Origin of the sequence: Bradyrhizobium tunisiense, from assembly GCF_042263385.1 — a bacterium.
GTDB lineage: Bacteria > Pseudomonadota > Alphaproteobacteria > Rhizobiales > Xanthobacteraceae > Bradyrhizobium > Bradyrhizobium tunisiense.
Genome location: NZ_JBHLEV010000002.1, coordinates 1194598 through 1219481 on the forward strand (window position 1 = coordinate 1194598; position 24884 = coordinate 1219481).

The window sequence follows — 24884 nt, forward strand, 5'->3', positions numbered from 1 at the left end:
CCTAGATCGGCACGCTCTGCGGCCGCTTCCACCGCACCCACCAGGCAACGATCAGCCGGGTCAGGGTGAAAGCGGTGAACACCGTGGTGATGATGCCGATGCCGAGCGTCACAGCAAAGCCGCGCACCGGGCCGGTGCCGATGTAGAACAGCACCGCGGCAGCAATGAAGGTGGTGATGTTGGAATCGAGGATGGTCGCGAGCGCCCGTTTGAAGCCGGCGTCGATCGCCGAGATCGCGTTGCGGCCGCCGCGCAGCTCTTCTCGGATGCGCTCGTAGATCAGCACGTTGGAATCGACCGCGATGCCGACGGTGAGCACGATGCCGGCGATCCCGGGCAGCGTCAGGGTGGCATTGAGCAGCGACAACAGGCCGAAGATCATGGCGACGTTGATGGCCACCGCGATGTTGGCGAACACCCCGAACAGCCGGTAGGTCAGCAGCATGAAGACGATGACGAGGATCGAGCCGACATAGGCCGCCAGCTCGCCCTTCTCGATCGAATCCTGGCCGAGGCCCGGACCGACGGTGCGCTCCTCGACCACGGTCAGCGGCGCCGGCAGCGCGCCGGCGCGCAAGAGGATCGCAAGATCGTTGGCAGATTGCACGGTGAAGCTGCCGGAGATCTGCCCCTGGCCGCCGGTGATGGGCTCGCGGATGACGGGCGCCGAGATCACCTTGTTGTCCAGAACGATGGCGAACGGCAGCCCGACGTTCTCCTGCGTCGCCTGCGAGAACTTGCGCGCGCCCGAGGTGTTGAACTTGAAGCTGACGACCGGCTCACCCGTACGCTGGTCGAAGCTCGCCTGGGCGTCGGTCAGGTCGCCGCCGGCGACCAGCACCTGCTTCTTCACCACATAGGGGGTCGGTGGCGGCGAGGCGCTCATCAGCAGTTCGGATTCCGGCGGCACCCTGCCCGCCTGCGCCTGGTCCGGCGGCACGGAGGCGTCGACCATGCGGAATTCCATCTTCGCGGTCCGGCCCAGCAGTTCCTTCAGGCGGGTCGGATCCTGCAGGCCGGGGACCTGCACCAGGATGCGGTCGTTGCCCTGGCGCTGGATCACGGGCTCGACCGTGCCGAGCTCGTTGACGCGGCGCTCGACGATCTGGATCGACTGCTCGATGGTCTTGCGCAGGCGATCGAGCGTTGCGGCCTGCGGGACGTTCAGGCGGATCACCCCGCCGCCGGCATCGGCGACCTCGAGGTCGCGCTGACCGCTGGATCCCATCAGACCGCCCAGCGGCTGCGACAGCTCCCGCAGCTTGGCGAGCGCAGGCTGAACGTCGGATTCCTTGGTGATGCGAACCTCGACCGCGTCGTTGCGCACGGTGACACCGCCGGTGAAGCCGATCTTGGCATCGCGCAGCGTCCGGCGAACGTCGTCGCGGACCTGATCGAGCCGCTCCTTCTTCACGTAGTTGGAATCAACCTCGAGCAGCAGATAGGAGCCGCCCTGGAGGTCGAGGCCGAGCACGAGCCGACGCTGCGCCCAGGCTGGCCAGGTCTTGACCTGGGCCTCGGGAAAGAAGTTCGGGACCGCGCAGAGGCACACGATCAGCGCCGTCAGGATGATCCCGAGCGCCTTCCACCGCGTGAAATACAACATCGACTGGACCTGTCAGATCAGGAGACTTGAGATGCTCGCGGAAGTGCTCACTTCGACGCAGCGTCGTCCTTGGCGGCGTCCTTCGCGCTTTCCTTGGATTCCTTGGCCGGCTCGCCCTTGGCGCGCACGCCGGAGATCATCTGGCGCATCTGCCGCACCCGCACGCCGTCGGAAATCTCGAACTCGATCTGGTCGTCATCGACGACCTTGGTGACCTTGCCGACGAGGCCGCCCGAGGTCACGACGGTGTCGCCGCGGCGGATGTTCTTCACGAGGTCGGCGTGGTCGCGGACCTTCTTCTGCTGCGGGCGCAGAATCAGGAAGTACATGATCACGAAGATCAGGGCGAACGGCAGCAGCGACATCAACATGCTGTTGGTGTCGCCGGCGCCCGCGGCCTGGGCATACGCAGGAGTAATCAGCATTCGGACGATCCTCGTGAGAACGGGGGAAAGCCGGTCAGGCCCTCAAAGGCGACCGGCTCGGTCAAATTCGCGCGGACTATAGCGGCCATTGCCCCAATTGCAACGCTGCCAGACCGCCCTTTTAGCCACCTTGCGGCGAGTCCTCAGGCCCGATAAGGCTGCGTTCTCAGGAACTTCGGACATGCCCAAAAACCTCAGCAAAAGCCCGGCCGGCAAAGGCCCCCATACACCTGCCAGAAAGCCCGCCCGCGTCGCGGCAAATCGCCCCAAGGCGACGACCAGGGGTGCCCTCGAGGCAGCGCCCGACCTCTCCCAGGAGCGCATCGTCCGCGCGCTGGAGACCATTGCGGCGCACCTGTCCGCCCAGGGCAAGCCGGCCGTCTCCGCGGAGTCGTTCAAACAGGCGGATGCCTATGTCTGGCATCCCGACGGCCGCCTTGCGGCCGTGCCGCGGGTCAGCCGCGTCGAGTTGTTCCTGCTGAAGGGCGTCGACCGGATGCGCGACATCCTGATGGAGAACACCGAGCGCTTCGCCAACGGCCTACCCGCCAACAACGCGCTGCTCTGGGGCGCACGCGGCATGGGCAAATCGTCGCTGGTGAAGGCCGCGCATGCCAGCATCAACGCGGAGCGAAGGCCGGCCGGCAAGCTGAAGCTGATCGAGATCCATCGCGAGGACATCGAAAGCCTGCCCGCGCTGATGGAGCAGCTTCGGGCCTCCGCCTTCCGCTTCATCGTGTTCTGCGACGATCTCTCATTCGACGGCAACGACGCCTCGTACAAATCGCTGAAGGCGGTGCTCGAAGGCGGCATCGAGGGCCGACCCGAGAACGTCATCCTCTACGCCACCTCGAACCGCCGCCATCTGCTCGCACGGGAGATGATCGAGAACGAGCGCTCCACCGCGATCAATCCCGGCGAAGCTGTCGAGGAGAAGGTCTCGCTGTCGGATCGCTTCGGCCTCTGGCTCGGCTTCCACCGCTGCAGCCAGGACGAATATCTCGCCATGGTACGCGGCTATTGCAGCCATTTCGGCATTGAGGTCGACGACGAGGCGCTGGAGCGCGAGGCGCTGGAATGGTCGACCACCCGCGGCTCACGCTCGGGCCGCGTCGCCTGGCAGTTCGTGCAGGAGCTGGCGGGCCGGCTGGGCGTGAAGCTGACGGCGACGTAGCCAAAGCGAACGCGCGACCCCAACTGTCATTCCCCGCGAAAGCGGGGAATCCAGTACGCCGCGGCTTATCGGCTCAACAATAACTGTCTCTTGAATACTGGGTCGCCCGGTCAAGCCGGGCGACGACACTGTTCATACGGAGGCAACTTCGGCCTCACGCCCCGTTCAGGAATTGAAGCGGGTCAACCGGGCTCGATCCCTTGCGGATCTCGAAGTGGAGCTGCGGCGACGCCACTTCCCCGGATTGACCCGATTTGGCAATGACCTGACCGCGCTTGATGGTATCGCCGCGCTTCACCAGCAGCTCACTCGCATGGGCATATGCGGTGACGTAGCCGTTGGAATGCCGAACCAGGACCAGATTGCCGTAACCCTTCAGCTCGTTGCCGGAATAAGCGACGACACCATCTTCGGCAGCCTTGACCGGCGTCCCCTCGGGCACCGCGAGATTGATGCCGTCATTGGACTTGCCGTTTGTCTTGGCGCCGTAGCTCGTGACCACCTTGCCGCGCACCGGCCAGCGGAAGGTCGGCAGCGCGCTGGTGGTCTCCGCGGCCTTCGCCGGGGTCTCGGCGGGCTTCTCTTCGACGTTCGTCGTGGCCTGGGCCAGGCGCGCGCTCTGCACCGGTGCGGCAACGGCCGCCATCTTGGTGGCCGGCGCAGGAGCTGCGGCCACCGGCTGCAGCGTCCCCGCAACCGGCGCTGCCGCGACCGGAGCCGCAACGGCGGCGGTCTTGGCACCGGGCACGGTCAGCCTGGTGCCGAGCTTGAGCTTGGCTGAGGGATCGAGGCCGTTGGCACGGGCAAGCTCGGCCGACGAAATGCGGTTCTTGCGGGCAATGCTGGCGAGCGTGTCGCCATGATTGACGAAGTGGGTGCTCGGTGGCGCAGCCATGGCGGCAACCGGCTTCGCAGCGGGAGCCGCCGCGACCGGGGCCGGCGCAGGTGCCGTGGCCGGATGCGGGATGATGAGCTGCTGGCCGGGCGAGAGCGCGCGCGGGCCCTTGTAGCCGTTGGCGGCGAGGATTGCCTGCGGCGTGACGTGGTAGCGCTTGGCGAGCACGTCGAGCGTGTCGCTGGTACCGACGATGATCTTGGTCCCGCCAGCCGGCTGAGCGGCGGCGACGGAGCGCGGCGGCACGGTGGCCGTGGTCTCCAGATGCGGCTGCGCCGGAGGTGCGTAGGAGCTGACGCCGCGCCCGCCTCCGGACACCCCTCCACCTGACGCAGCGGGATAGGATTGCGGCGCGGAGACCGCCGGCGGCGGCAACGGCTGCGACTGATAATAACCGGGCTGCGTCTGCGGCCGCGAATATTGCGGCAGCTCACGCTGCTGCGGCGGCGCCTGCTGCACCGAACCGGTCTGGTCTGAGGCAAAGGGATTGGAGAAGTTCGACTGGGACAGCCGCGACGACATGTCGGCGCTGCACCCTGCGAAGCTGAAGGAAATCAGCGCCAGCACCGCGACCTGCGGTACGCGGCGCGAGTAAAGCAACTCGGCGACAACTGACATGGTTACTCACTCGTACGCAACAGAACTGGTGTTTTAAGTAAACACGCGCCGAGTAAATAACGGCTTAACCCTCCCAATAAGATGTTGGCGGCACAGCCAATCCGGAAATCTACAGCTCCCGCGCCACCCCGGGCAGCGCCGGCACGAAGCGGACCTCGACGAGTTCCTTGCGCTCGATCCCGGCTTCGCCGCGGGTCAGGCGGATCAGCGTCTGCACGCCCTGATGCGGGCCGACCGGCGCGATCAGGATGCCGCCGACCTCGAGCCGCTCGACCAGATTGTCCGGAAGCCGCTCCACCGCGGCGGTGACGATGATGCGATCGAACGGGCCGATATTGGGCGGCAGATTGAGGCCGTCGCCGAGCATCACCTCGACATTGTGACAATCCAGCTTTTCAAGCCGGGCGCGCGCCGTGTCCGCAAGCTTGCGATAGCGCTCGACCGTCAGCACCTGGCCGGCGAGCCGCGACAGCACCGCCGCCTGGTAGCCGGAGCCGGCGCCGATCTCGAGCACGCGGTGCTGCTTCCGGAGCTGGAGCTGTTCGGTCATATAGGCCACGACGAATGGCTGGCTGATGGTCTGTCCACAGGCGATCGGCAGCGCGCTGTCGCGGTAGGCGCCGTCGCGATCGGCCTCGTCGACGAAAAGCTCGCGCGGCACCTCCTCCATGGTTCGCAGCACCGCTTGATCGCTGATGCCCCGGCGTCTCAGCGTGAGCTGAAACATCATCTTTTCCGGCGGGTGCTGATTGGAGGTCATTGCCTGATTACGCTGTCTTGCCGGCCCCACGAGGCGCCAAGCCCGGACGCCAGAATCGTGTTCCTGCCTGGGAACTCATGATACTCTTCGCATGGCGCATTTGACCACCGACCGGCTTGCCAGAGGCGAGCCGCAATGACCATTTTCAGCCATCCGTTGGTCGAAACGCGCATTGCGTCAATTCGTGTTATCTGCGAACGTTTTTGGCAATGGGCAAGGACTCAATCATGACCGCGACAGGGCTTTCCGGCCGCTCTGTATTCCTCGTCGAGGACGAGGTGATGATCAGGATGATGGTCGCGGACATGCTCGAAGAGCTCGGCTACAAGGTCGCTGCCGAGGCCGGCGACATCACCGAGGCCATGCGGCTCGCTCAGGCGACCGAGTTCGACATCGCCATCCTCGACGTCAACGTCAACGGCAAGGTCATCTCGCCGGTCGCCGACGTGATCAAGGCCAAGGGCTGCCCGTTCATCTTTGCCACCGGCTACGGCTCCTCCGGCCTGCCCGAGCAGTACCGCGACCGGCCGGCGCTGCAGAAGCCGTTTCAGCTCGACGCCCTCGGCAAGACCATCGAAGCCGCGCTCCGCGGCGGATAGCCGCTATGCCCAATCCGTCACTTACTTCAACGTCGCGCCGAGCTCTTCGGAGAACGCCTCGTTGGTGCGGTCGAGCCTGAGCGGCGTGACCGAGACGTAGCGCTCGCGAAGCGCCGCGAGATCAGTGCCGTCGGCCGGCGTGTCCATCATCGCGGCGCGCTCGAAGCCGATCCAGAAATAGGGATTGCCCCGGCCATCCTTGCGCTCGTCGATCCGCAAGAAACCGAGATTGCGTTTGCCCTGGCGCGTGACGCGGACGCCCAGCACATCCTCCGGCGCGCAGGACGGGAAGTTGACGTTGATGACGGTGTCCTTCGGGATGCCGGCGGCGATCACCTTGCGCAGGATGTCGGGCCCGAACTTGCGCGCGGTATCCCAGGGCGGGCGCTCGCGGGTCTCGACGCTGAACTCCTGCGACAGCGCGAACGACGGCAAGCCCAGGATGGTACCCTCCAAAGCGCCGGCGATGGTGCCGGAATAGACCACGTCCTCGGCGACGTTACGGCCCTTGTTGACCCCGGACAGCACGATGTCGGGCAGTTTCGGCCCGAGGATATGGCGCGCCCCCATGATGACGCAGTCGGTCGGCGTGCCGCGCACGGCAAAGTGCCGTGGCCCGACCTCGCGCAGGCGCAAGGGATCGTTCAGCGACAGCGAATGCGACACGCCGGACTGGTCGAGCTCGGGCGCGACCACCCAGACATCGTCGGACAGCGCGCGCGCGATCTCCTCCACGACCTTGAGGCCGGGGGCGTGGATGCCGTCGTCATTGGTGCAGAGAATGCGCATGCGAAAGGTCGATTCCTGAAGGGGGTCTGAGCCGTCTTATCCGGCTCCGGCCGATCAGGCAAACCGGCTGCCAGGAGCCCTGGTGGCAGGTTCCGGCTTGAGCCCGTTACCGGCGGATGCGCCATTGCGGCAGGAAGCGTGCCAGCCGGCCCTCCGCACGCAGCTGCATCGCCGGTACGACCGGGCTCACCACGGGAGCCTCGATCACGCCGAGCGCCTCCAATTGCGCAACGAACGGGTCCAACTCGGGCGCCTGCGGAAAGCGTTCGCGCGCCACCGTCAGCGCCTTGTCGAAGTCTGCTATATTCACACCGGGCTTGGCCCGCCGGCTCTGCACGAGATCGTCGTCCCACAGCCGCGCGAGCTCGATGTCGAGCACACCGCGCAGGCGCTGGTCCACGGCCTGGATGCCGGCAGCCGTCACCGCCCATTGTCTGCCGACCCAGAAGATGTCGCGGTGCAAGGCCATGAACGGTGGGTTCGCGTGGACGGGCCGGCAGGATAGCCGCCCGTCCGATCTTCGCAACCAATCGTTTTTAGCGTTAGTCGCGCGCGATCACCTTCAGACCGCCCATATAGGGCTGCAGCACGTCGGGGACCGCGATCGAGCCGTCCTCCTGCTGATAGGTTTCCATCACGGCGATCAGTGCGCGACCGACCGCGGTGCCGGAGCCGTTCAGGGTGTGCACGAAACGCGGTTTGCCGTCCGGGCCGCGCGAGCGCGCATCCATGCGCCGAGCCTGGAAGTCGCCGCAGACCGAGCAGCTGGAGATCTCGCGGAACGCCCCGCCCTCGCCCTGGCCTGGCATCCAGACCTCGATGTCATAGGTTTTTTGCGACGAGAAACCCATATCGCCTGCGCAGAGCGTCATCACGCGATAATGCAGCCCGAGCCGCTGCAGCACCTGCTCGGCGCAGGATAGCATCCGCTCCAGCTCGTCCTTGCTGGTCTCGGGCGTCGTGATCGACACCAGCTCGACCTTGGTGAACTGGTGCTGGCGGATCATGCCCCGGGTATCGCGGCCCGCAGCGCCGGCTTCGGCGCGAAAGCACGGCGTCAGCGCGGTGAGCCGCATCGGCAATTGCTTCTCGTCCAGGATGGATTCCCGAACGAGGTTGGTGAGCGACACCTCAGCGGTCGGAATGAGGCCAAGGCGCTCAGTCTTGAGCCGCTCATGGTCAGGCGCAGCAAGCAACTCGCCCTTGATCGCCCAGAACTGATCGTCCTCGAATTTCGGCAATTGTCCGGTGCCGAACATCACCTCGTTGCGCACCAGGAGCGGCGGATTGATCTCGGTGTAGCCGTGCTCAGTCGTATGCAGGTCCAGCATGAACTGGCCAATTGCGCGCTCGAGCCGCGCCAGCCCCTTCTTCAGCACAACGAAGCGCGCGCCGGAGAGTTTTGCCGCCGCCTCGAAATCCATGTAGCCGAGCGCGGTGCCGAGATCGTCGTGGAGCTTCGGCGTGAAACCGTAGTTGCGCTTGTTGCCGTACACGTGGCGCTGCAAATTGCCGTGCTCGTCGACGCCATCGGGCACCTCGTCGAACGGAATGTTCGGTATCGCCGACAGCTCCTTCGTCAGCTCGTCGTCGGCAGCCTTCGCAGCCGCTTCGAGCTCCGGCATCGTGGTCTTGAGCTCGGCGACCTCGGCCATCAACGTCGCGGCGCGCGCCTCGTCCTTGGCCTTCTTGGCGTCGCCGATCTCCTTGGAGGCCGCGTTGCGCCGCGCCTGCGCCTGCTCAGAGGCCAGGATCGCCGCCCGCCGCTTCTCGTCGATCGCGAGCAACGAGGCCGACAGCGGCTTCAGACCCCGCCGAGCGAGGCCGGCGTCGAAGGCTTGCGGATTGTCGCGGATCGATTTGATGTCGTGCATGGCTGTCTTCCCGTCATGGCCGGGTTCATCCCGGCCATCCACGTATCTGCCGCCTTAGATCAAGTCGTGGATGCCCGGGTCAAGCCCGGGCATGACGAATCATGGGCTGTACGGCGCCATGATAGAGGGAAAGCGCCCTACTCTGCCGGATTGGCCGGCGTCGAGACATCGGTGCCGCTGGTCGCCTGCGCGGCTGCCGCCGCCTTCTTCTCCACGATCCCGACCGCGATGATCGAGCCCTCGTAGAGCGCCATCAGGGGAAACGCCAGGGAGCACTGACTGAGCACGTCGGGCGGGGTCAGCACGGCCGCGATGACGAAGGCGATGACGATGAAATAGCGGCGCTTCTCGCGCAGCATCTTCGAGCTCACGATGCCGATGCGGCCGAGCAGAGTCAGGATCACCGGGAGCTGGAAGGCGATGCCGAAGGCGAAGATCAGCGACATCATCAGCGACAGATATTCGCCGACCTTGGGCAGGAGCTGGATCTGCGCGGTCTCGTCGCCGCCGGCCTGCTGCATGCCGAGCGAGAACCGCACCAGCATCGGCAGCACGACGAAATAGACCAGTGCGGACCCCAGCACGAAGAAGAACGGAGTCGCGACCAGATAAGGCAGGAAGGCCTGCTTCTCGTGCTTGTACAGTCCGGGCGCCACAAATCCATAGATCTGCGTCGCGATGACCGGGAACGAGATGAAGCCGGCGCCGAACAGTGCGAGCTTGAGCTGGGTGATGAAATATTCCAGCAGCGCCGTGTAGATGAATTTCGAGTTCTCAGGGCCAGCGATCCACACGAACGGCCAGACCAGCACGTTGTAGATCTGCTTGGCGAAGAAGAAGCAGAAGATGAATGCAAGGCCGAAGCCGAGCAGCGCCTTGATCAGCCGCGAACGCAGCTCGATCAGATGGTCCATCAGCGGGGCTTTGCTGGCCTCGATATCGGCGTCGGTCATGACGCTTTGGCGTCCTTGATCGCTTCGGATGGCGCGGTGTCCTGCGCGACCGCTGCCTGCTCGACCTCACGGGTGATCGCGAGCGGCTCGTTCGCGGCCGCATGCGCCTCGGCTTCCATGAAGGTCGCCGGCGTCGGCGCTTCCGGCGGGGTGGGCGTCGTCGGCGGGTCGACGGCAGTCGTCGTGGACGTCTCGGCCGGCTTGTCGAGCGCATCGACGCGCAGCGCGTCGCTGACGTCCTTCTGGAGCGAGGTCAGCGGATTGAATCCCGTCGCGGCTTCCTTGACCTCGTCGAAGCTCTTCTTGAGGTCAGCCATTTCGGCCTCGCGCATCGCTTCCTGGAACTGGCCCTGGAATTCGGCGGCCATCTTGCGCGCTTTGCCCATCCACTGCCCGACCATGCGCAGCACGCCCGGCAGCTCTTTCGGGCCGATGGCGATCAGGGCCACGACCCCGATGAGGACCAGTTCACTCCACCCGATGTCGAACATGAGGTCTTCCGTTCACGCCAGCCGCAGCCGGCCCAACCCTCGCGCGCAGGATCGGGGCGCTGGCCGCGTCTTGCGTGCTTCTTTCGGCTCAGACGGCCTTGCTGCCGACGTCGGACCGTGCCGCGGTCGGCGCGGCATTGTTGTGCTCGATGGACTTGGCCGGCTCGGGCTTGTCACCGGACTTGTCGTCGTCCTGCATGCCCTTCTTGAATGCCTTGATGCCCTGCGCCACGTCGCCCATCAGATCCGAAATCTTGCCGCGGCCGAACAGCAGCAGGACCACTGCGATCACCAGGATCCAGTGCCAAATGCTGAGTGAACCCATCCTGCAACCCTCCAAACGCGCATGGCCGGGGGACCCGGCCGATCTTCACCGAAACGTAGGCTTGGCAGGGCTCAAAAACAAGGACCAAGGCAGTGCCAATTCGCTGTCGGCACTACGTAATCTTGCTAGTGTTAACTGGTCGCAGGAGCCCGCAAACAGCCGGGTGGTCACTCTTCGGTGCCACCCTCGCCGCCGCCTTCCTTGCCGCCGTCCGGCGTCTCTTCCGGGGCTTCGGGCTCGACCGCGGGCGCCAGCGCCAGATCGAGGTCGTCGCCCGGTTCCAGCGGATCCTCGTCCTCGCGGAGCTGCGGATCGTCAGAAGGCGTCGGCACGCTGAACCCGGTCGGCAGACGCGAATCCAACAGGCCCGTACCCTTCAGCTCCTCCAGACCCGGCAGATCGCCGAGCTGTTCCAGGGTGAACTGCGACAGGAAGTCCTCGGTGGTTCCGAAGGTCAGCGGACGGCCGGGTGTCTTGCGCCGTCCACGCGGCTTGATCCAGCCGGTCTCCAGCAGCACGTCGAGCGTGCCCTTCGAGGTGACGACGCCGCGGATCTCCTCGATCTCGGCGCGCGTCACCGGCTGGTGATAGGCAATGATCGCCAGCACCTCGATGGCCGCGCGCGACAGGCGGCGGGTCTCGGTGCTCTCCCGCGTCATCAGCCAGGCGAGATCGCCGGCGGTGCGGAAGGTCCATTTGTTGGCGACGCGAACGAGATTCACTCCGCGCAAGGAATAATCGGCCTGGAGCTGCTCGAGCGCGGCCTTGACGTCGACACCCTCGGGCATGCGCTTGGCGAGCGTCGCGGTATCCAGCGGTTCACTCGAAGCAAACAGCAGCGCTTCCAGCAGCCGCAGTTCCTCGGGACGTGCCTGGGTTTCGTTCTCCATCGGCTCGGCCTCTTCTACCCGCATTTCAGCCAGGCTTGCCATGGTCGCTTCTCCTTCTTGCACTTAACCGACCGGCGCATCAGACGCAGGAACTGCGTCCGGGACCGGTTTCGGGCGCCCCTTCCGGAAATAGATCGGCGCAAACGCCTCTTTCTGGTTCAGTTCCAGCTGACCTTCGCGCACGAGTTCGAGCGCGGCGGCAAAGCTCGAGGCGAACACCGTCGCGCGCTGCGTCGGGTCGGCGACGTGGCGGACCAGGAAATCGTCGAGCACGCCCCAATCGTCCTGCTCGCTGATGCTGCCGACCAGCCGCTCCAGCGTGGCGCGCGCCTCGGCGAGCGACCACACCGTGCGCTTGGCCAGATGCACGCTCGCCAGCACGCGCGACTGGCGCTGCGAGGCATAGGCGGTGAGCAAATCGTACAGCGTCGCCGTGTATTTCGGGTGCCTGATCTCGGCGATCTGCTCGGGCTCGCCGCGCGGGAAGATGTCACGCTGCAATTGCGGCCTGTTCATCAGCCGGTTGGCGGCCTCGCGAATGGCTTCCAGCCGGCGCAGACGGTTGGCAAGCGCCGTCGCCATCTGCTCCGCGCTCGGGCCTTCCGCACTCGGCGGCTCCGGCAGCAGCAGGCGCGACTTCAGGAAGGCGAGCCAGGCCGCCATGACCAGGTAGTCGGCGGCAAGCTCCAGCCGGATTTTTCGCGCGGCTTCGATGAAGTGGAGATACTGGTCCGCCAGCGCCAGAATCGAGATCTTGGCGAGATCGACCTTCTGCTGCCGCGCCAGCGCGAGCAGCAGGTCGAGCGGGCCCTCATAGCCCTCGACGTCGACCACCAACGCCGGCTCACCCTCGGCGAGCTCTGCGGGCCGCCCGGTTTCAAAGGATAGAATTTCTGCGGTCATGCGGATGCCGTGTTTGCCCGTGCGATCAATGCGTCCAGCTCAGTGCGCGCGGCCGCCCGGTCGAACGGCTGCGGCGGCCTGCGTGCGGCGAGCGCGGCGTTCGCCCGCTCCAGCGCCCTGCCGGACAGTTCCGGTGTCTGGCCGGCGACCTCGCGCATCTCCTCGATGTTGCCGTTGCAATGCAGGGCCACGTCGCAACGGGCCGCGAAGATGGCGCGGGTCCGTTCGGCAATATTCCCCGACAGCGCGTTCATCGACACGTCATCACTCATTAACAAACCCTGGAACCCGATTGCGCCGCGAATCACGTCAGCAATCATTGTCGCAGATGTCGTCGCCGGATGGGCGGGGTCGACCGCGCTAAACACAACATGTGCAGTCATGGCCATCGGCAGATCCGCCAGCGGCTTGAACGCCGCGAAGTCGGTCCGTTCCAGCTCGGCTCTCGGCGTATCCACCGTCGGCAGCTGGAAATGGGTGTCCGCGGTGGCCCGGCCATGGCCGGGAATGTGTTTGAGGACCGGCAGCACGCCGCCCTGCTCCAGCCCTTCGGTGACGGCACGCGCGATCGCCGCGACCTTGCCCGGCTCGGTGCCATAGGCGCGGTTCCCGATGACGGCATCGGCGCCGGCCACCGGCACGTCGGCCAGCGGCAGGCAATCCACGGTAATCCCGAGATCGACGAGATCAGCTGCGATCAGGCGGGCGCTCAGGCGCGCCGCGGTGAGCCCGAGGGCCGAATCAGTGTCGTACAAATTCGAGAATACGGCGCCCGGCGGATAGACCGGCCAGTGCGGCGGACCCAGCCGCTGCACCCGTCCGCCCTCCTGGTCGATCAGGACCGGCGCGTCAGCGAGACCTGCCGCCGTCCGCAATTCCGCAACCAATGCAGCGACTTGGACGGGCGTAGAGACATTGCGCTTGAAGAGGATGAAACCCCATGGGCGCTGGTCGCGGATGAACTCCCGCTCGGCGGCGGTCAGTTCGGTTCCGGATACGCCGGTAATGAAGGCCCGCGTGCTCATAACGGCCGATTAACCCTGACCCGCGAGGGGGTCAAGGAAACGGCCGTTAATTCCTCTGGACGAAGCAGGCGGACAGGCCTGCCGACTTCAGGCTGTTGCAGGCCTGCGTCGCCTCCTCAGCCGAAGCATAGGGCCCGGCGAAGGCGCGATAGACGACCCCCTTGCCCTTGTCGGTGAGGTCGACGCGCTTGATCACCGGCGAGCGGGAACCGAGCACGCTGCCATACTTGCTCTGAAGCACGCGATACGAGGCGGCGGCGCTATCCTCGCTCTGCTGCGAGGAGACTTGCACGATGTAGCCGCCACCACCGCTGCTGCTGGGCGCGATCTGAGTGGGGGCGGTCGCAGCCAGACGCTGCGGTGGCTCAGTCGCCGGCGCCGATTGCGGTGCCAGCGACATCGGCTGGTTGGCGCTGGCATTGGCGGAGGTTGGCGGATTGCGCGGCGCGGCCGGTGCGACGGGTGCAGCAACAGGCTTCGGTGCAGCCGTCGAGGGCGTGGGCCTGGCGGCGGCGGATTGCGGCGCGGCACTATCGGTCTGATCGCCCTTCACGGCTACGGTCCTGATCGCGCGCGGCGAATTGTTCGGCAGCGTGCCATTGCTGGCAGCCAGCCCCGCGCCCGGCGGCGGCGCAGCGGACGGCGACACGCTCGCGACCGACGGCGGGTTCGCATTCTGGTTCAGCGGCGGGAACACCACGCGGGGGCCGCCCGCCTTGGCTGCGACATCGACCGGCGCCTCTTCGCGCGGCACGATCTTCTCGGCGCCATCGCCGCTCGCCATGCGATCCGGCACCTTGGCCGACGAATCCGCCGGCGCAGGCACGATCTTGGTCGGGGTGTTGTCGGCCTTGATGATCGGCGGCTCACCGCTGCGGGGCGAACCGACATAGGTCTTGTAGGCAAAGGCTGCGCCCGTGCCGACGACGGCAAGCGCCAGGATCGCCGCGACCGTCATCATGCCGCCGCGCTGCTTCTTCGGCTCCTCGAGTTCGGGCTCGGGATAGTCGCTCTGATAGGCGTAGGGATCGTCCGGATAGGCCGGCTCACGCTGGTAGTCCTGCTCGCCTGCCTCGAGCCGACCATAGAGCGCATCGTCGTAGCGCGACGGATCGGGCTGCTGATATTGGCTCTGATCGGCTTGCTGCTGGTGGGCGTGATCCTGCGGCTGGTAAGCCTGCCCCTGATAGGCGTGATCCTGATAGGCATGCGGCTGATGAAGATCAGGCTCGGACGCAGCGGGCTGGGCTGAATAGCGATGCAGAGGATGGACCGGATTCACGGAGACGGGATAGTCAGGCTCCGGCACGGGTGCCGGCTGCGGCTGCACATTGGCGCGGCGCATCCATGAGGGCGGCCCGGGCGGAGTCTGCGAGGCCGGCTCGGCATAGTCCTGCTGGTCGTCGTCCTGGCGGTAATCGTCGTCCCGATAGTTCAGGGCCGGCGCTGCCGGTGGAGCAGTCGGCCGCGACTGCGCGGCGAAAGGATCGGTCTGTCCGATCAGGCGGGCCAGCTCAGCCAAGGGATCGCTTTCCGCCCTCCCATGCTGATCGCCACCGCGACCATAGTCATCGGAAGGAAACGGTCTGTCCTGATATCGTTCGGCCATCGTGATGATGCGTCCCTTCGGGAAAGCCGCGCGCCCCTCGACCAAGGCACGGCTTTCGACCCACAAGGCTTTCAACCAAGTCTAAGCGATCCGGCTTCTGCCGGTTACCCCCGAATTTCCCTTAAGTAGTTCGCCCCAAACTACCGCATCTCGTTCGGGGCATGGACGCCGAGGATGGCGAGGCCCGATGCCAGAACCGAGACGACGCCCTGGACCATGGCCAGCCGCGCCTTCGTTAGATCTGCATCATTATTGATAATGAAGCGTAAATAGGGCAAATCGCGCCCCTTCGTCCAAAGTGCATGAAATTCGCTGGCTAAATCATAGAGATAAAAGGCAATTCGGTGCGGCTCGTGGGCCGCCGCGGCGGCTTCGAGCATGCGAGGATATATTGCGAGGCGCTTGAGAAGTTCAAGCTCGACCGGGTCTGACAACCGTTCCACCGCCGACTCACTGAGCCAGGCGATGCGCTTGGCCGAATCCTCCGGCAGCTCCGGGAACACCTCGGCTCGCGCGTTGCGGAAGATCGAGTGGCCGCGGGCATGGCCGTACTGGACGTAGAACACCGGATTGTCGCGCGACTGTTCCATGACCTTGGCGAGGTCGAAGTCGAGCACCGCGTCGTTCTTGCGGTACAGCATCATGAAGCGGACGGCGTCCTGGCCGACTTCATCCACCACCTCACGCAAGGTGACGAAGTCCCCGCTTCGCTTGGACATTTTCACCGGCTCGCCATTGCGCAGCAACTTCACGAGCTGGACGATCTTGACGTCGAGCGATCCCTTGCCCGACGTGGTCGCCTTCACCGCCGCCTGCATCCGCTTGATGTAGCCGCCATGATCGGCGCCCCAGACGTCGATCATCTCGGCGAAGCCGCGGTCGAACTTGTTCTTGTGATAGGCGATGTCGGAGGCGAAGTAGGTGTAGGAACCATCCGACTTGATCAGCGGACGATCGACATCGTCGCCGTAGGCGGTCGCCTTGAACAGAAGCTGCTCGCGGTCTTCCCAATCCTCGACCGGGGCCCCCTTCGGCGGCGGCAGGCGGCCTTCGTAGATGTCGCCCTTGGCCTTCAGGAAATCGATGGTCTCGGCGACCTTGTTGTTGCCGGTCTCGATCAGCGAGCGCTCTGAGAAGAACACGTCGTGGCGGATGTTGAGGGCCGCGAGATCGTCCTTGATCTCGTCCATCATCATCGCGATCGCCTTGGCCCGGACGGTGGGCAGCCAATGAGCCTCGCTCATCGCGAGGAGCTTGTCGCCGTGCTCCTTCGCCAGCGCTGCGCCGACTGGCTTGAGGTAGTCGCCGGGATAGAGCCCTTCCGGGATCGCACCGATGTCCGCTCCCAGCGCCTCGCGGTATCTGAGGAAGGCGGAGCGGGCGAGCACGTCGACCTGGGCGCCGGCGTCGTTGATGTAATATTCGCGCGTGACGTCGTGGCCGGCGAACTGGAGCAGGCTCGAAAGGGCGTCGCCGAACACGGCGCCGCGACAATGGCCGACATGCATCGGCCCGGTCGGATTGGCCGAGACGTACTCGACATTGACCTTGGAGCCGCCGCGAACACGGCCGTAATCGGCGCCCTCGCGCAGCACCGTCCGCAGCGCCTCGGCCCAGGCGGCCGGCTTCAGCGTCAAATTGATGAAGCCGGGACCGGCGACGTCGACCTTGGCGATCAGCGCATCAGTGCGCAGCCGCTCGGCAATCCGCTCGGCGAGATCGCGCGGCTTTGCCTTTGCCTCTTTCGCCAGCACCATGGCGGCGTTGGTCGCCATGTCGCCATGCGAGGCATCGCGTGGCGGCTCGACGACCACGCGCGCGAAATCGATGCCCTCGGGCCAGTTGGCGTCCGCCGCAAGCGCGCGGCACGCGGCGTGCACGCGTGCAAGCACGTCGGCGAACAAATGCAGGGATGAGGATGTGTCGGGCATGGCCGCCGCCTAACGCAAATCCGGGGTCGAGTCAAAAAGCCGCTGGTGCTCGGTCAGGGCGAAACGGTCGGTCATCCCGGCGATGAAATTGCCGATCCGGCGGGCCCGGTCGCCCTCATTGTCCGCCTCTGCCCCCAGCAGCCATTCCGGCGGCAGTTCGCCAGGAGATTGCAGGTATTTCGCGAACAGGTCGAACAGGATCTGCTCCGCCTCCCCCATCACCCGCATCACCCGCTTGTGACGGTACATATGCTGGTACAGGAAGCGCTTGATGGCGGCCTCCTCCTCCGCGACCTCGGCCGGGAACGCGATCAGGGCCCTGCTCTGCCGGCGCACGTCCTGGGCCGACTGCGGCTTCACCGCGGCGAGATTCTTCTGCGCCTGCGCGAACACCGCGCCGATCAGGTGCGAGATCAGCTCGCGCACCAGTTCGGCGCCGCGCCTGAGGTCTTCGAGTTCAGGATAATGGGCGGAGGTCTCGGCGATGATCTCCGCCGTGAGCGGCATCACCTTGAGATCGTCGAGATGGAACAGGCCGGCGCGCAGGCCGTCGTCGATATCGTGGGCGTCATAGGCGATGTCGTCGGCGATGGCGGCGACCTGCGCCTCCAGTGAGGCGAAGCTCCACAATTCGAGGTCGTAGGTCTTGATGTAGTCGGCGATCCCGACGGGAATGCCGTGCTCGCGATAGCGCCCGACCGGCGCACCGCTGCGGTCGGTCAGCGGGCCGTTGTGCTTGACGATGCCCTCCAGCGACTCCCACGTCAGGTTCAACCCGTCGAACTCGGGATAGCGGTGCTCCAGCGAGGCGACGACGCGGAGCGTCTGGGCGTTGTGATCGAAGCCGCCGAAATCCTTGAGGCAGGCATCCAGCGCCCGTTCGCCGGCATGGCCGAACGGGGGATGACCGAGATCATGCGCCAGCGCCAGGGTCTCGGTGAGGTCCTCGTCCAGCCCGAGCTGCCGGGCCAGCGCGCGGGCGATCTGGGCCACCTCCAGCGAATGGGTCAGGCGGGTGCGGTAGTGATCCCCCTCATGGAACACGAACACCTGGGTCTTGTACTTCAGGCGGCGGAACGCGGTGGAGTGGATCACCCGGTCGCAATCCCGCCGGAACGGGCTGCGGGTCCGGCTCGGCGGCTCGGCGACCAGCCGGCCGCGGCTGCGGTCGGGGTCGCAGGCATAGGGCGCGCGGGGGGCTGCCATTCCGACGGACACGGCGAATTTAGTCCCTATCCATTTGATTCTGCGTATGGTGGCACTTAACTATGCCGAACGCGGGATACCAAATGAAATGGGTATGACGCCGGACGACGGGACTATCGGAGACCAGCAATGACGACTGCCGTGACCATCAGCGACCGGGCCGCACGCCGGATTGGGGAGATCCTCAAGGGCGAAGGCTCAGGCGCGATGCTGCGCATTTCGGTCGAGGGCGGCGGCTGCTCGGGCTTCCAGTACAAGTTCGACATCGACCGCGCCCGCACCGACGACGATCTCGTGATCGAGCAGGACAATGCGGTGGTGCTGGTCGATTCCGCCTCGCAACCGTTCCTGGAGGGGTCCCAGGTCGATTTCGTCGATGATCTGATCGGCGCCTCGTTCCGTGTCAACAATCCCAACGCCACGGCTTCCTGCGGCTGCGGCACGAGTTTTTCGATCTGAGCTCTTACGCGCCCGTGATCTGCCTTTCCTCGTCCGTCCACTCCACCACTGATGGCATCAGCTCCGGCTGGAGCGGCGCGTCCTCCGACATCACGTGGCCGTCCAGCGCACGCAGCAATGCCGCGACCAACGCCGGCTTGCGCAGCGGCTTGGCCAGGAAGTCGGACATGCCGGCCTCGCGGCAGATCCTGACGTCCTCCGGGAAGGCGTTCGCGGTCAACGCGATGATGGGCAAGGCCTCGAACCGCCCGCCTTGCGCGCGGATCGCGCGGGTGGCGGCGAGCCCGTCCATGTCGGGCATGCGCACGTCCATGAGCACGACATCGTAATTGCCTTCGGCGGCGGCCGTGACGGCCTCGGCGCCATCTGTGACGACCCGCAGATCGACGTCGAAGGCCCCTAACATCTTGCTCACGACCATGCGGTTGACCGCATCGTCCTCCGCGACCAGCACCTTCAGCGGCCGGTCGAGGCCGGCAATGCGAGCCTTGAGTTCATCGGCCTCGTCGCGACCGGGCACCAGATCGGATGCCTGCGTCGGGCTCCAGGGCAGCACCAGCGTGAAATGGAAGGTCGACCCCTCGCCCGGCGTCGAGGTGACGCCGATGGTGCCGCCCATCTGCTCAATGATGCGCCTGCTGATCGCAAGGCCGAGGCCGGTGCCGCCGAAGCGGCGGCTGATCGAGGCATCGGCCTGCGCGAAGTCGCTGAAGAGCTGACCGAGTTTTTCCGGGGCGATACCGATGCCGCTGTCGGTCACGGTCCATTCGACGGTCGCGAGCAGGTCGCGGCGCGCCCGGCAGGTGGCGGAGATCGTCACCTCGCCTTCGTCGGTGAACTTCACCGCGTTGGAGGCGAGGTTGAGCAGCACCTGGCGGATGCGCGCGACATCGCCGCGCAGCGTCGGCGGCAGGTTCGGATCGAGCTCGACCTTGACCGTCAGCCCCTTGCTCTTGGCACTCGCGCGCGCGACGTTTGCGACCGTCTCGACCAGCGTCTGCGGGGCAAAGTCGACCGCCTCGAACGCGAAGCGGCCGGCCTCGAGCTTGGACAAGTCGAGAATGTCGTTGAGGATGCGCTGGAGATTGTCGCCGGACTCGCGGATCGTGGTGACGGCCTCGCGCTGCTCCGGATCGAGCTCGGTCTCGAGCAGCATGCTGGCGAGCCCGAGCACGCCGTTCATCGGCGTGCGGATCTCGTGGCTCATCACCGCCAGGAAGTCGGATTTCGCACGGCTTTCGGCCTCGGCCTTTTCCGCGCGCCAGCGCTCGGTCACGTCGCGCCCGAAGCCGCGATAGCCGAGAAACTGTCCCTCGCGGTCATAGGCCGGCTTGGCGGTGAGCGACCACAGCCGCGCCTCGCCACCGGCGACGACCTTGAGGTTCATCTCGTGCAGCGGCTCGTTCTGCTCCATCAAGCCGACGACATTGTAGGCCGCGCTCTTGTCCTCCGGGCACAGCATGTCGAGCACGTCGGCGAAATGCGATCCCTTGAGCAGCGGCAGCGGCACTTGGGCGACGTCGGCGAAGCGCTGGGGCACGTCGATCAGATGCCCCTCGGCGTCGGTCTGCCACAGCCAGTCGCTGGCGTTCTCCTGAAAATCCTTCAGCAGCAGCGAGATGATCTCGGTCTGGTGCTCGAGCTCGAGCTGGGCCTTGAGATTGCCGAGGAAGAGATTGCCTTGCGAGACGATGTTGCGTGCCATGAAAAATGCGAACAGCAGCAGGAACACCGCTGTGATCAGATAGGGCCCGGTGCCGCAGAGCAGCAGCGCGCCGACGCAGGCGATCGTCATCGTGGCGAGATAGACGAGGCCGGCACGCGGGAATGTCGAGAGCGTGAAGGCGCCGCCCGACATCATGCCGACCATCAGGCAGGCCAGGAGCAGCTGGCTGGTCGGCTCGATGCGGCTGAACAGCGCCAGCGGCAGCGTGCCCCAGATCGCGGCGATGAAGACCGCCTGCCGCAGCATTTGCCGCGCAGCGCGGGGCGAGGCCTCCTGCAGCGGGCTGCGATGCGACCGGCGCCATGCGCGCACCGCGAGCGAGGCGGCGGTGGCGAGCGTCAGGCCCCAGATCGCGAGGAAGTCGTTCCAGCCCCGGCCCCAGAACAGGATCAGCACGATGACGACGCTCAGCATCGTCACCGCCATCGTCACCGGGATCAGCTGCGTCACCGTATCGATCTGCTTGGCGCGGATGCGGCGGATCTCGCGCTCGCTGAGACCGGCGGTCAGGCCGTCCTCGATCTCGAAGCCGCCGAGCCAGTACAGGAACGCGCCGATCAGGCCGTCATGCGGCGCAGTTCGTTTTGTCGATTTGTCCGGCCATCCCATCCGAGAACCTTTTTGGCATCAATGACCCAGCGCGCGCTTAAGCCGGGTTAATTTTGTGGGAGATTTTGCCGCGTCCTTGACGGCCACGTTGGCAGTTTGTTCTAACCATGGCCCCTGCCCGGAGCACGCCGACATGACCATCAGAGTTGCCACCTGGAACGTGAATTCGGTCCGGCAGAGGATCGACCTCCTGCTGACCTGGCTGAAGGAGTGCCAGCCGGACATCGTCTGCCTCCAGGAGATCAAATGCGTCGACGAGGCCTTCCCGCGGCTGGAGATCGAGGCGCTCGGCTACAACGTGGTCACGCACGGGCAGAAGACATTCAACGGCGTCGCCCTGCTCTCCAAGCTCCGCTTCGACGAGACCAAGTCGGGCCTCGCCGGCGACGACGAGGATGCGCATGCCCGTTTCCTCGAAGGCGTGGTGACGCTCAAGCGCGGGGTCCTGCGCATCGCCTGCCTCTATCTGCCCAATGGCAACCCGGTCGGGACCGAGAAATATCCCTACAAGCTCAAGTGGATGTCGCGGCTTCTTGACTATTCGAAGGAGCGTCTCAAGACCGAGGAGCCGCTGATCCTCGCCGGCGACTTCAACGTCATCCCGCATGCCCGCGACGTGCACAATCCCGCCGCCTGGACCGAGGACGCACTGTTCAAGACCGAGACCCGGGAGAGCTTTCAGTCCCTGCTCGGCCTCGGCCTCACCGACGCCTTGCGCGCCGTCACCGACGAACCGGGGCTGTACACCTTCTGGGATTACCAGGCCGGTGCCTGGCAGAAGAACCATGGCCTGCGGATCGACCATCTGCTGCTGTCGCCGCAGGCCAGCGACCGGCTCGCCAATGTCGGGATCGACAGCTATGTGCGGGCTTGGGAGAAGCCGTCGGACCACGTGCCGGTGTGGGCGGATCTCGATCTGGAGGCGGCGTAGGCCGCCTCGGGGGACTATTCCCTCCGGCCCTGCACCCACTGCTCCAGCATCTGCAGGGCCATGGCGCGGTCGTCGTCGGAGGCCTTGGCGAAGGCGCGGTTGTAGCTTTCCTTGATCCAGCTCTCTTCGGCACCGGCGCTGTCACGCGCCAAGGTGAGCCACATCAGGCCGCGCGCGGCCTGCCGCGGCAGGCGGTCGCCGTTGAACAGCATCTGACCGAGCAGCGCCTGGGCCTGGTGCTGGCCCTTCTGGGCGGCGAGGCCGAGCCAGCGTGCGCCGTAGCGGAAATCCTCACGCGAGGCGTCCGGCGTCTTCAGGTACAGGCGGGCGAGGTCGTATTGCGCATCGGCATTGCCGAAATAGGAGGCCGCATAGGAGAACATCTCCCGCGCCCGCTCCGGGTCCGACTTGACCTTCGAGTTCGGGATGCCGCTGAGATAATAGCGGCCGAGCGCGACGAAGGCATTGGCCACGATCTGCGCCTGCGGCGCCGAGGGGCTGTCCTCGGCATGCGCATTGGCGACCCGGCTGAAATATTCGAAGGCGCGCAGATCGTCCTGAGCGACGCCGTCGCCATTGGCGTACATGCGGCCGAGCTTCCACTGCGCGATGGGGTGGCCGCCCTCGGCGGCATATTGCAGCGCACTCAACGAGGTCTCCTGAGGCACGGCCGCCGGCGCGACCTTGCCGCGCACGGCCGCCGCGGTCCCCGGCAAGGTGGTCACGACCGGGAAAGCCGCGTCCTTCGGGTTGACCGGAGCACCGTCGAAGGCAAGCGCCGGCGCGGCCAGCGCGATGGCCCCCAACACAAACGCAACTGTGGCACGCCTAGATGTCCGCATAGCACTGTTTCTCGTGCGCGCCGCCCGGATGGGTCACTGCCCCCCCGACCGCTGGTCCAACCTGCTGAGCATATTTCCAGAGCGCACCCGACGTGTGGTTAGTCGCGCGAGCGCTCCATTTGGTTTTGCGCTGGGCGAGTTCGGCGTCGCTCAATTTTACGTTAAGGGTACCGGCAACGGCGTCGATCTCGATGATGTCGCCGTCCTCGAGCAGCCCGATCGGGCCGCCAATGGCGGCTTCCGGCCCGACATGGCCGATGCAGAAGCCGCGGGTGGCGCCGGAGAAGCGGCCGTCGGTGATGAGCGCGATCTTGCCGCCCATGCCCTGGCCGGTCAGCGCCGCGGTGGTCTGGAGCATTTCCCGCATGCCGGGGCCGCCCTTCGGCCCCTCGTAGCGGATCACGATGACTTCGCCTTCGCGGTAGGTGCGCTTCTGGACCGCCTCGAAAGCATCCTCCTCACGGTCGAAGCACCTGGCCGGACCGGTAAACCTGAGGTTGGACATTCCCGCGACTTTCACGATCGCACCTTCTGGCGCCAAATTGCCCTTCAGGCCGACCACACCGCCTGTGACGGTGATGGGCTTGTCTGCCGGGTGCACCACGTCCTGGTGCGGATTCCACTTCACGCTCTTGAGGTTTTCAGCGATCGTGCGGCCCGTGACGGTAAGGCAGTCACCGTGCAGGAAGCCGTTGTCGAGCAGCGTCTTCATCAGAAGCGGTATGCCACCTACTTCAAACATGTCTTTGGCGACATAACGGCCACCCGGCTTCAAATCCGCGACATATGGTGTCTTTTTGAAGATTTCGGCGACGTCGAATAAGTCGAACTTGATGCCGCACTCATGCGCGATCGCCGGCAGGTGCAGCGCAGCATTGGTCGAGCCGCCGGAGGCTGCAACCACGGCAGCCGCGTTCTCCAGCGCCTTGCGGGTGACGATGTCGCGCGGCCGGATGTTCTGGGCGATCAGGTCCATCACCTTCTCGCCCGCGGTCATGCAGAAGGCGTCGCGGATTTCATACGGTGCCGGCGCGCCGGCCGAGTAAGGCAGCGCAAGGCCAATCGCCTCGGAGACGGTCGCCATGGTGTTGGCGGTGAACTGCGCGCCGCAGGCGCCCGCCGAGGGGCAGGCCACGCGCTCGATCTCGTCGAGGTCCTCGTCCGACATGGCGCCGACCGAGTGCTTGCCGACGGCCTCGAACATGTCCTGCACGGTGACCTGCTGGCCGCGGAAATTGCCGGGCAGGATCGAGCCGCCATAGATGAAAATCGAGGGCACGTTGAGACGGACCATCGCCATCATCATGCCCGGCAGCGACTTGTCGCAGCCGGCGAGCCCGACGAGCGCGTCATAGGCATGGCCGCGCACGGTCAGCTCGACCGAATCGGCGATGCATTCGCGCGACGGCAACGAGGAGCGCATGCCGTCGTGCCCCATGGCGATCCCGTCGGTCACGGTGATGGTGCAGAACTCGCGCGGGGTGCCGCCGGCCGACGCCACGCCCTTCTTCACCGCCTGGGCCTGGCGCATCAGCGCGATGTTGCAGGGAGCGGCTTCATTCCAGCAGGAGGCGACGCCGACGAAGGGCTGGTGGATCTGGTCGGTGGTCAGACCCATGGCGTAGAAATAGGACCGATGGGGCGCGCGCGCAGGGCCTTCCGTCACGTGACGGCTCGGCAGCCTCTGCTTGTCAATCTTCGCGCTCATCGCAAACCAGTTTCCCCGGTCAACCCTTTCAGACCCGAAAAATCAGAGCCAAGATTTTAATCGACCTTGGGATTTCTCGTGACGTCGAGGACTGCCTGCTACCTCCAGAACTTAGAGCGATTTTATTCATGTTTGGGTGTGGCCAAAAAGCGGCGGTGATGCGAACCGCCGGTGATGACGGTTAAATCCGAGATGAGTGTTGCGGAGACAGCACAATCGTTACCGGGAAGACACGGATTTGCACACTCCAATACCTCACAAGGCAAGACAGTCCACAACCTTTGATTTCAAGGTCAGGAGAGCGCGCAAGCATCGTACTGAATGACGGAGATGCCCGCAGGTGAGTCGGCGACAGGGTCCAATGCCGTGACATGGGCCCCGGCTCAGCAGCGCACCGCCAAAGCGGCGCTGCGCTGCGTCCGGAGCTGAGTGACGCGCGCTCTCCCAACGACGCCCATTGTCTTGATCTCCTCGCGATGAATGAATGTGAGGCGGCAGCCTGTTCTCCAAGGGACGCTGTCATTCTCCGCGAAGGC

The 24884-nt window shown here is 65.6% G+C and carries 23 protein-coding genes; 4 read left to right on the plus strand and 19 right to left on the minus strand.

Annotated features, from left to right (window positions below):
* Position 1 precedes the first annotated feature (1 nt).
* Together secD and yajC are read right to left on the minus strand one after the other, a co-directional pair.
* Positions 2–1606, minus strand: coding sequence for a protein translocase subunit SecD (gene secD / locus ACFDR6_RS13170; protein WP_212084689.1), 1605 nt, complete (start codon positions 1604–1606; stop codon positions 2–4).
* A gap of 47 nt (positions 1607–1653) precedes the next feature.
* The gene (yajC, locus tag ACFDR6_RS13175; RefSeq protein ID WP_212084680.1) at positions 1654–2031 is read right to left on the minus strand and encodes a preprotein translocase subunit YajC; all 378 of its coding nucleotides are present in this window, start codon (positions 2029–2031) and stop codon (positions 1654–1656) included.
* 181 nt (positions 2032–2212) lie between these two features.
* Between yajC and ACFDR6_RS13180 the strand changes: the two genes are divergently transcribed.
* Positions 2213–3205, plus strand: coding sequence for an ATP-binding protein (locus tag ACFDR6_RS13180; protein WP_375858525.1), 993 nt, complete (start codon positions 2213–2215; stop codon positions 3203–3205).
* Between the two features lie 154 nt (positions 3206–3359).
* Here ACFDR6_RS13180 and ACFDR6_RS13185 read toward each other — a convergent pair whose 3' ends face one another.
* Both ACFDR6_RS13185 and ACFDR6_RS13190 read right to left on the minus strand, forming a co-directional pair.
* Positions 3360–4718 carry a peptidoglycan DD-metalloendopeptidase family protein gene (locus ACFDR6_RS13185; protein WP_375858526.1) on the minus strand — a complete coding sequence of 453 codons (1359 nt, stop codon included), beginning with the start codon at positions 4716–4718 and terminating at the stop codon, positions 3360–3362.
* A 109-nt stretch (positions 4719–4827) separates the two neighbouring features.
* Complete coding sequence (locus ACFDR6_RS13190) at positions 4828–5478, minus strand: protein-L-isoaspartate(D-aspartate) O-methyltransferase (protein ID WP_375858527.1); 651 nt, start codon at positions 5476–5478, stop codon at positions 4828–4830.
* A gap of 227 nt (positions 5479–5705) precedes the next feature.
* On the opposite strand from ACFDR6_RS13190, the gene ACFDR6_RS13195 reads away from it, so the two are divergent.
* Positions 5706–6077 carry a response regulator gene (locus ACFDR6_RS13195; RefSeq protein WP_008547195.1) on the plus strand — a complete coding sequence of 124 codons (372 nt, stop codon included), beginning with the start codon at positions 5706–5708 and terminating at the stop codon, positions 6075–6077.
* 21 nt (positions 6078–6098) lie between these two features.
* Here ACFDR6_RS13195 and surE read toward each other — a convergent pair whose 3' ends face one another.
* The 12 genes from surE to ACFDR6_RS13255 all read right to left on the minus strand — a co-directional run bounded on the left by surE (position 6099) and on the right by ACFDR6_RS13255 (position 18085).
* Positions 6099–6866, minus strand: a complete 768-nt coding sequence (gene surE, locus ACFDR6_RS13200) for a 5'/3'-nucleotidase SurE (protein WP_212084672.1) — start codon at positions 6864–6866, stop codon at positions 6099–6101.
* Positions 6867–6972: 106 nt separating this feature from the next.
* A complete protein-coding gene (locus ACFDR6_RS13205) occupies positions 6973–7335 on the minus strand; it encodes a hypothetical protein (protein ID WP_212084670.1) in 363 nt (120 codons plus the stop codon).
* Between the two features lie 73 nt (positions 7336–7408).
* Complete coding sequence (gene serS, locus ACFDR6_RS13210; RefSeq protein ID WP_375858528.1) at positions 7409–8740, minus strand: serine--tRNA ligase; 1332 nt, start codon at positions 8738–8740, stop codon at positions 7409–7411.
* A gap of 137 nt (positions 8741–8877) precedes the next feature.
* On the minus strand, positions 8878–9693 hold the full coding sequence (gene tatC / locus ACFDR6_RS13215) for a twin-arginine translocase subunit TatC (protein ID WP_375858529.1): 816 nt from the start codon (positions 9691–9693) through the stop codon (positions 8878–8880).
* On the minus strand, positions 9690–10184 hold the full coding sequence (tatB, locus tag ACFDR6_RS13220) for a Sec-independent protein translocase protein TatB (protein ID WP_375858530.1): 495 nt from the start codon (positions 10182–10184) through the stop codon (positions 9690–9692). Before tatB ends, tatC begins: the two co-directional genes overlap by 4 nt.
* An 88-nt stretch (positions 10185–10272) precedes the next feature.
* Positions 10273–10509 carry a twin-arginine translocase TatA/TatE family subunit gene (locus tag ACFDR6_RS13225; RefSeq protein ID WP_212084662.1) on the minus strand — a complete coding sequence of 79 codons (237 nt, stop codon included), beginning with the start codon at positions 10507–10509 and terminating at the stop codon, positions 10273–10275.
* Positions 10510–10676: 167 nt separating this feature from the next.
* Positions 10677–11441, minus strand: coding sequence for an SMC-Scp complex subunit ScpB (gene scpB, locus ACFDR6_RS13230; protein ID WP_375858531.1), 765 nt, complete (start codon positions 11439–11441; stop codon positions 10677–10679).
* Positions 11442–11462: 21 nt separating this feature from the next.
* Complete coding sequence (locus ACFDR6_RS13235; protein WP_317239380.1) at positions 11463–12302, minus strand: segregation and condensation protein A; 840 nt, start codon at positions 12300–12302, stop codon at positions 11463–11465.
* Positions 12299–13327 carry a beta-N-acetylhexosaminidase gene (gene nagZ, locus ACFDR6_RS13240; RefSeq protein WP_375858532.1) on the minus strand — a complete coding sequence of 343 codons (1029 nt, stop codon included), beginning with the start codon at positions 13325–13327 and terminating at the stop codon, positions 12299–12301. The genes ACFDR6_RS13235 and nagZ overlap by 4 nt, the downstream gene beginning before the upstream one ends.
* 46 nt (positions 13328–13373) lie before the next feature.
* The gene (locus ACFDR6_RS13245) at positions 13374–14936 is read right to left on the minus strand and encodes an SPOR domain-containing protein (protein ID WP_375858533.1); all 1563 of its coding nucleotides are present in this window, start codon (positions 14934–14936) and stop codon (positions 13374–13376) included.
* A 140-nt stretch (positions 14937–15076) separates the two neighbouring features.
* Positions 15077–16867 carry an arginine--tRNA ligase gene (argS, locus tag ACFDR6_RS13250; protein WP_375858534.1) on the minus strand — a complete coding sequence of 597 codons (1791 nt, stop codon included), beginning with the start codon at positions 16865–16867 and terminating at the stop codon, positions 15077–15079.
* A gap of 9 nt (positions 16868–16876) precedes the next feature.
* The gene (locus ACFDR6_RS13255; RefSeq protein WP_375858535.1) at positions 16877–18085 is read right to left on the minus strand and encodes a deoxyguanosinetriphosphate triphosphohydrolase; all 1209 of its coding nucleotides are present in this window, start codon (positions 18083–18085) and stop codon (positions 16877–16879) included.
* Positions 18086–18202: 117 nt separating this feature from the next.
* Between ACFDR6_RS13255 and erpA the strand changes: the two genes are divergently transcribed.
* A complete protein-coding gene (erpA, locus tag ACFDR6_RS13260) occupies positions 18203–18532 on the plus strand; it encodes an iron-sulfur cluster insertion protein ErpA (RefSeq protein ID WP_212084647.1) in 330 nt (109 codons plus the stop codon).
* A 4-nt stretch (positions 18533–18536) separates the two neighbouring features.
* Here erpA and ACFDR6_RS13265 read toward each other — a convergent pair whose 3' ends face one another.
* Complete coding sequence (locus ACFDR6_RS13265) at positions 18537–20867, minus strand: hybrid sensor histidine kinase/response regulator (protein ID WP_375858536.1); 2331 nt, start codon at positions 20865–20867, stop codon at positions 18537–18539.
* A 133-nt stretch (positions 20868–21000) separates the two neighbouring features.
* Here ACFDR6_RS13265 and xth point away from each other — a divergent pair, with 133 nt between their 5' ends.
* Entirely contained in the window at positions 21001–21798 is a 798-nt protein-coding gene (gene xth / locus ACFDR6_RS13270; RefSeq protein ID WP_317239375.1) for an exodeoxyribonuclease III, read from the plus strand.
* A 14-nt stretch (positions 21799–21812) separates the two neighbouring features.
* Here the strand turns inward: xth and ACFDR6_RS13275 are convergent, their stop codons facing one another.
* Positions 21813–22640, minus strand: coding sequence for a tetratricopeptide repeat protein (locus ACFDR6_RS13275; protein WP_212084642.1), 828 nt, complete (start codon positions 22638–22640; stop codon positions 21813–21815).
* Positions 22627–24348: a dihydroxy-acid dehydratase gene (gene ilvD, locus ACFDR6_RS13280; protein WP_212084640.1), complete on the minus strand. Its 1722-nt coding sequence runs from the start codon at positions 24346–24348 to the stop codon at positions 22627–22629. Before ilvD ends, ACFDR6_RS13275 begins: the two co-directional genes overlap by 14 nt.
* Positions 24349–24884 lie beyond the last annotated feature (536 nt).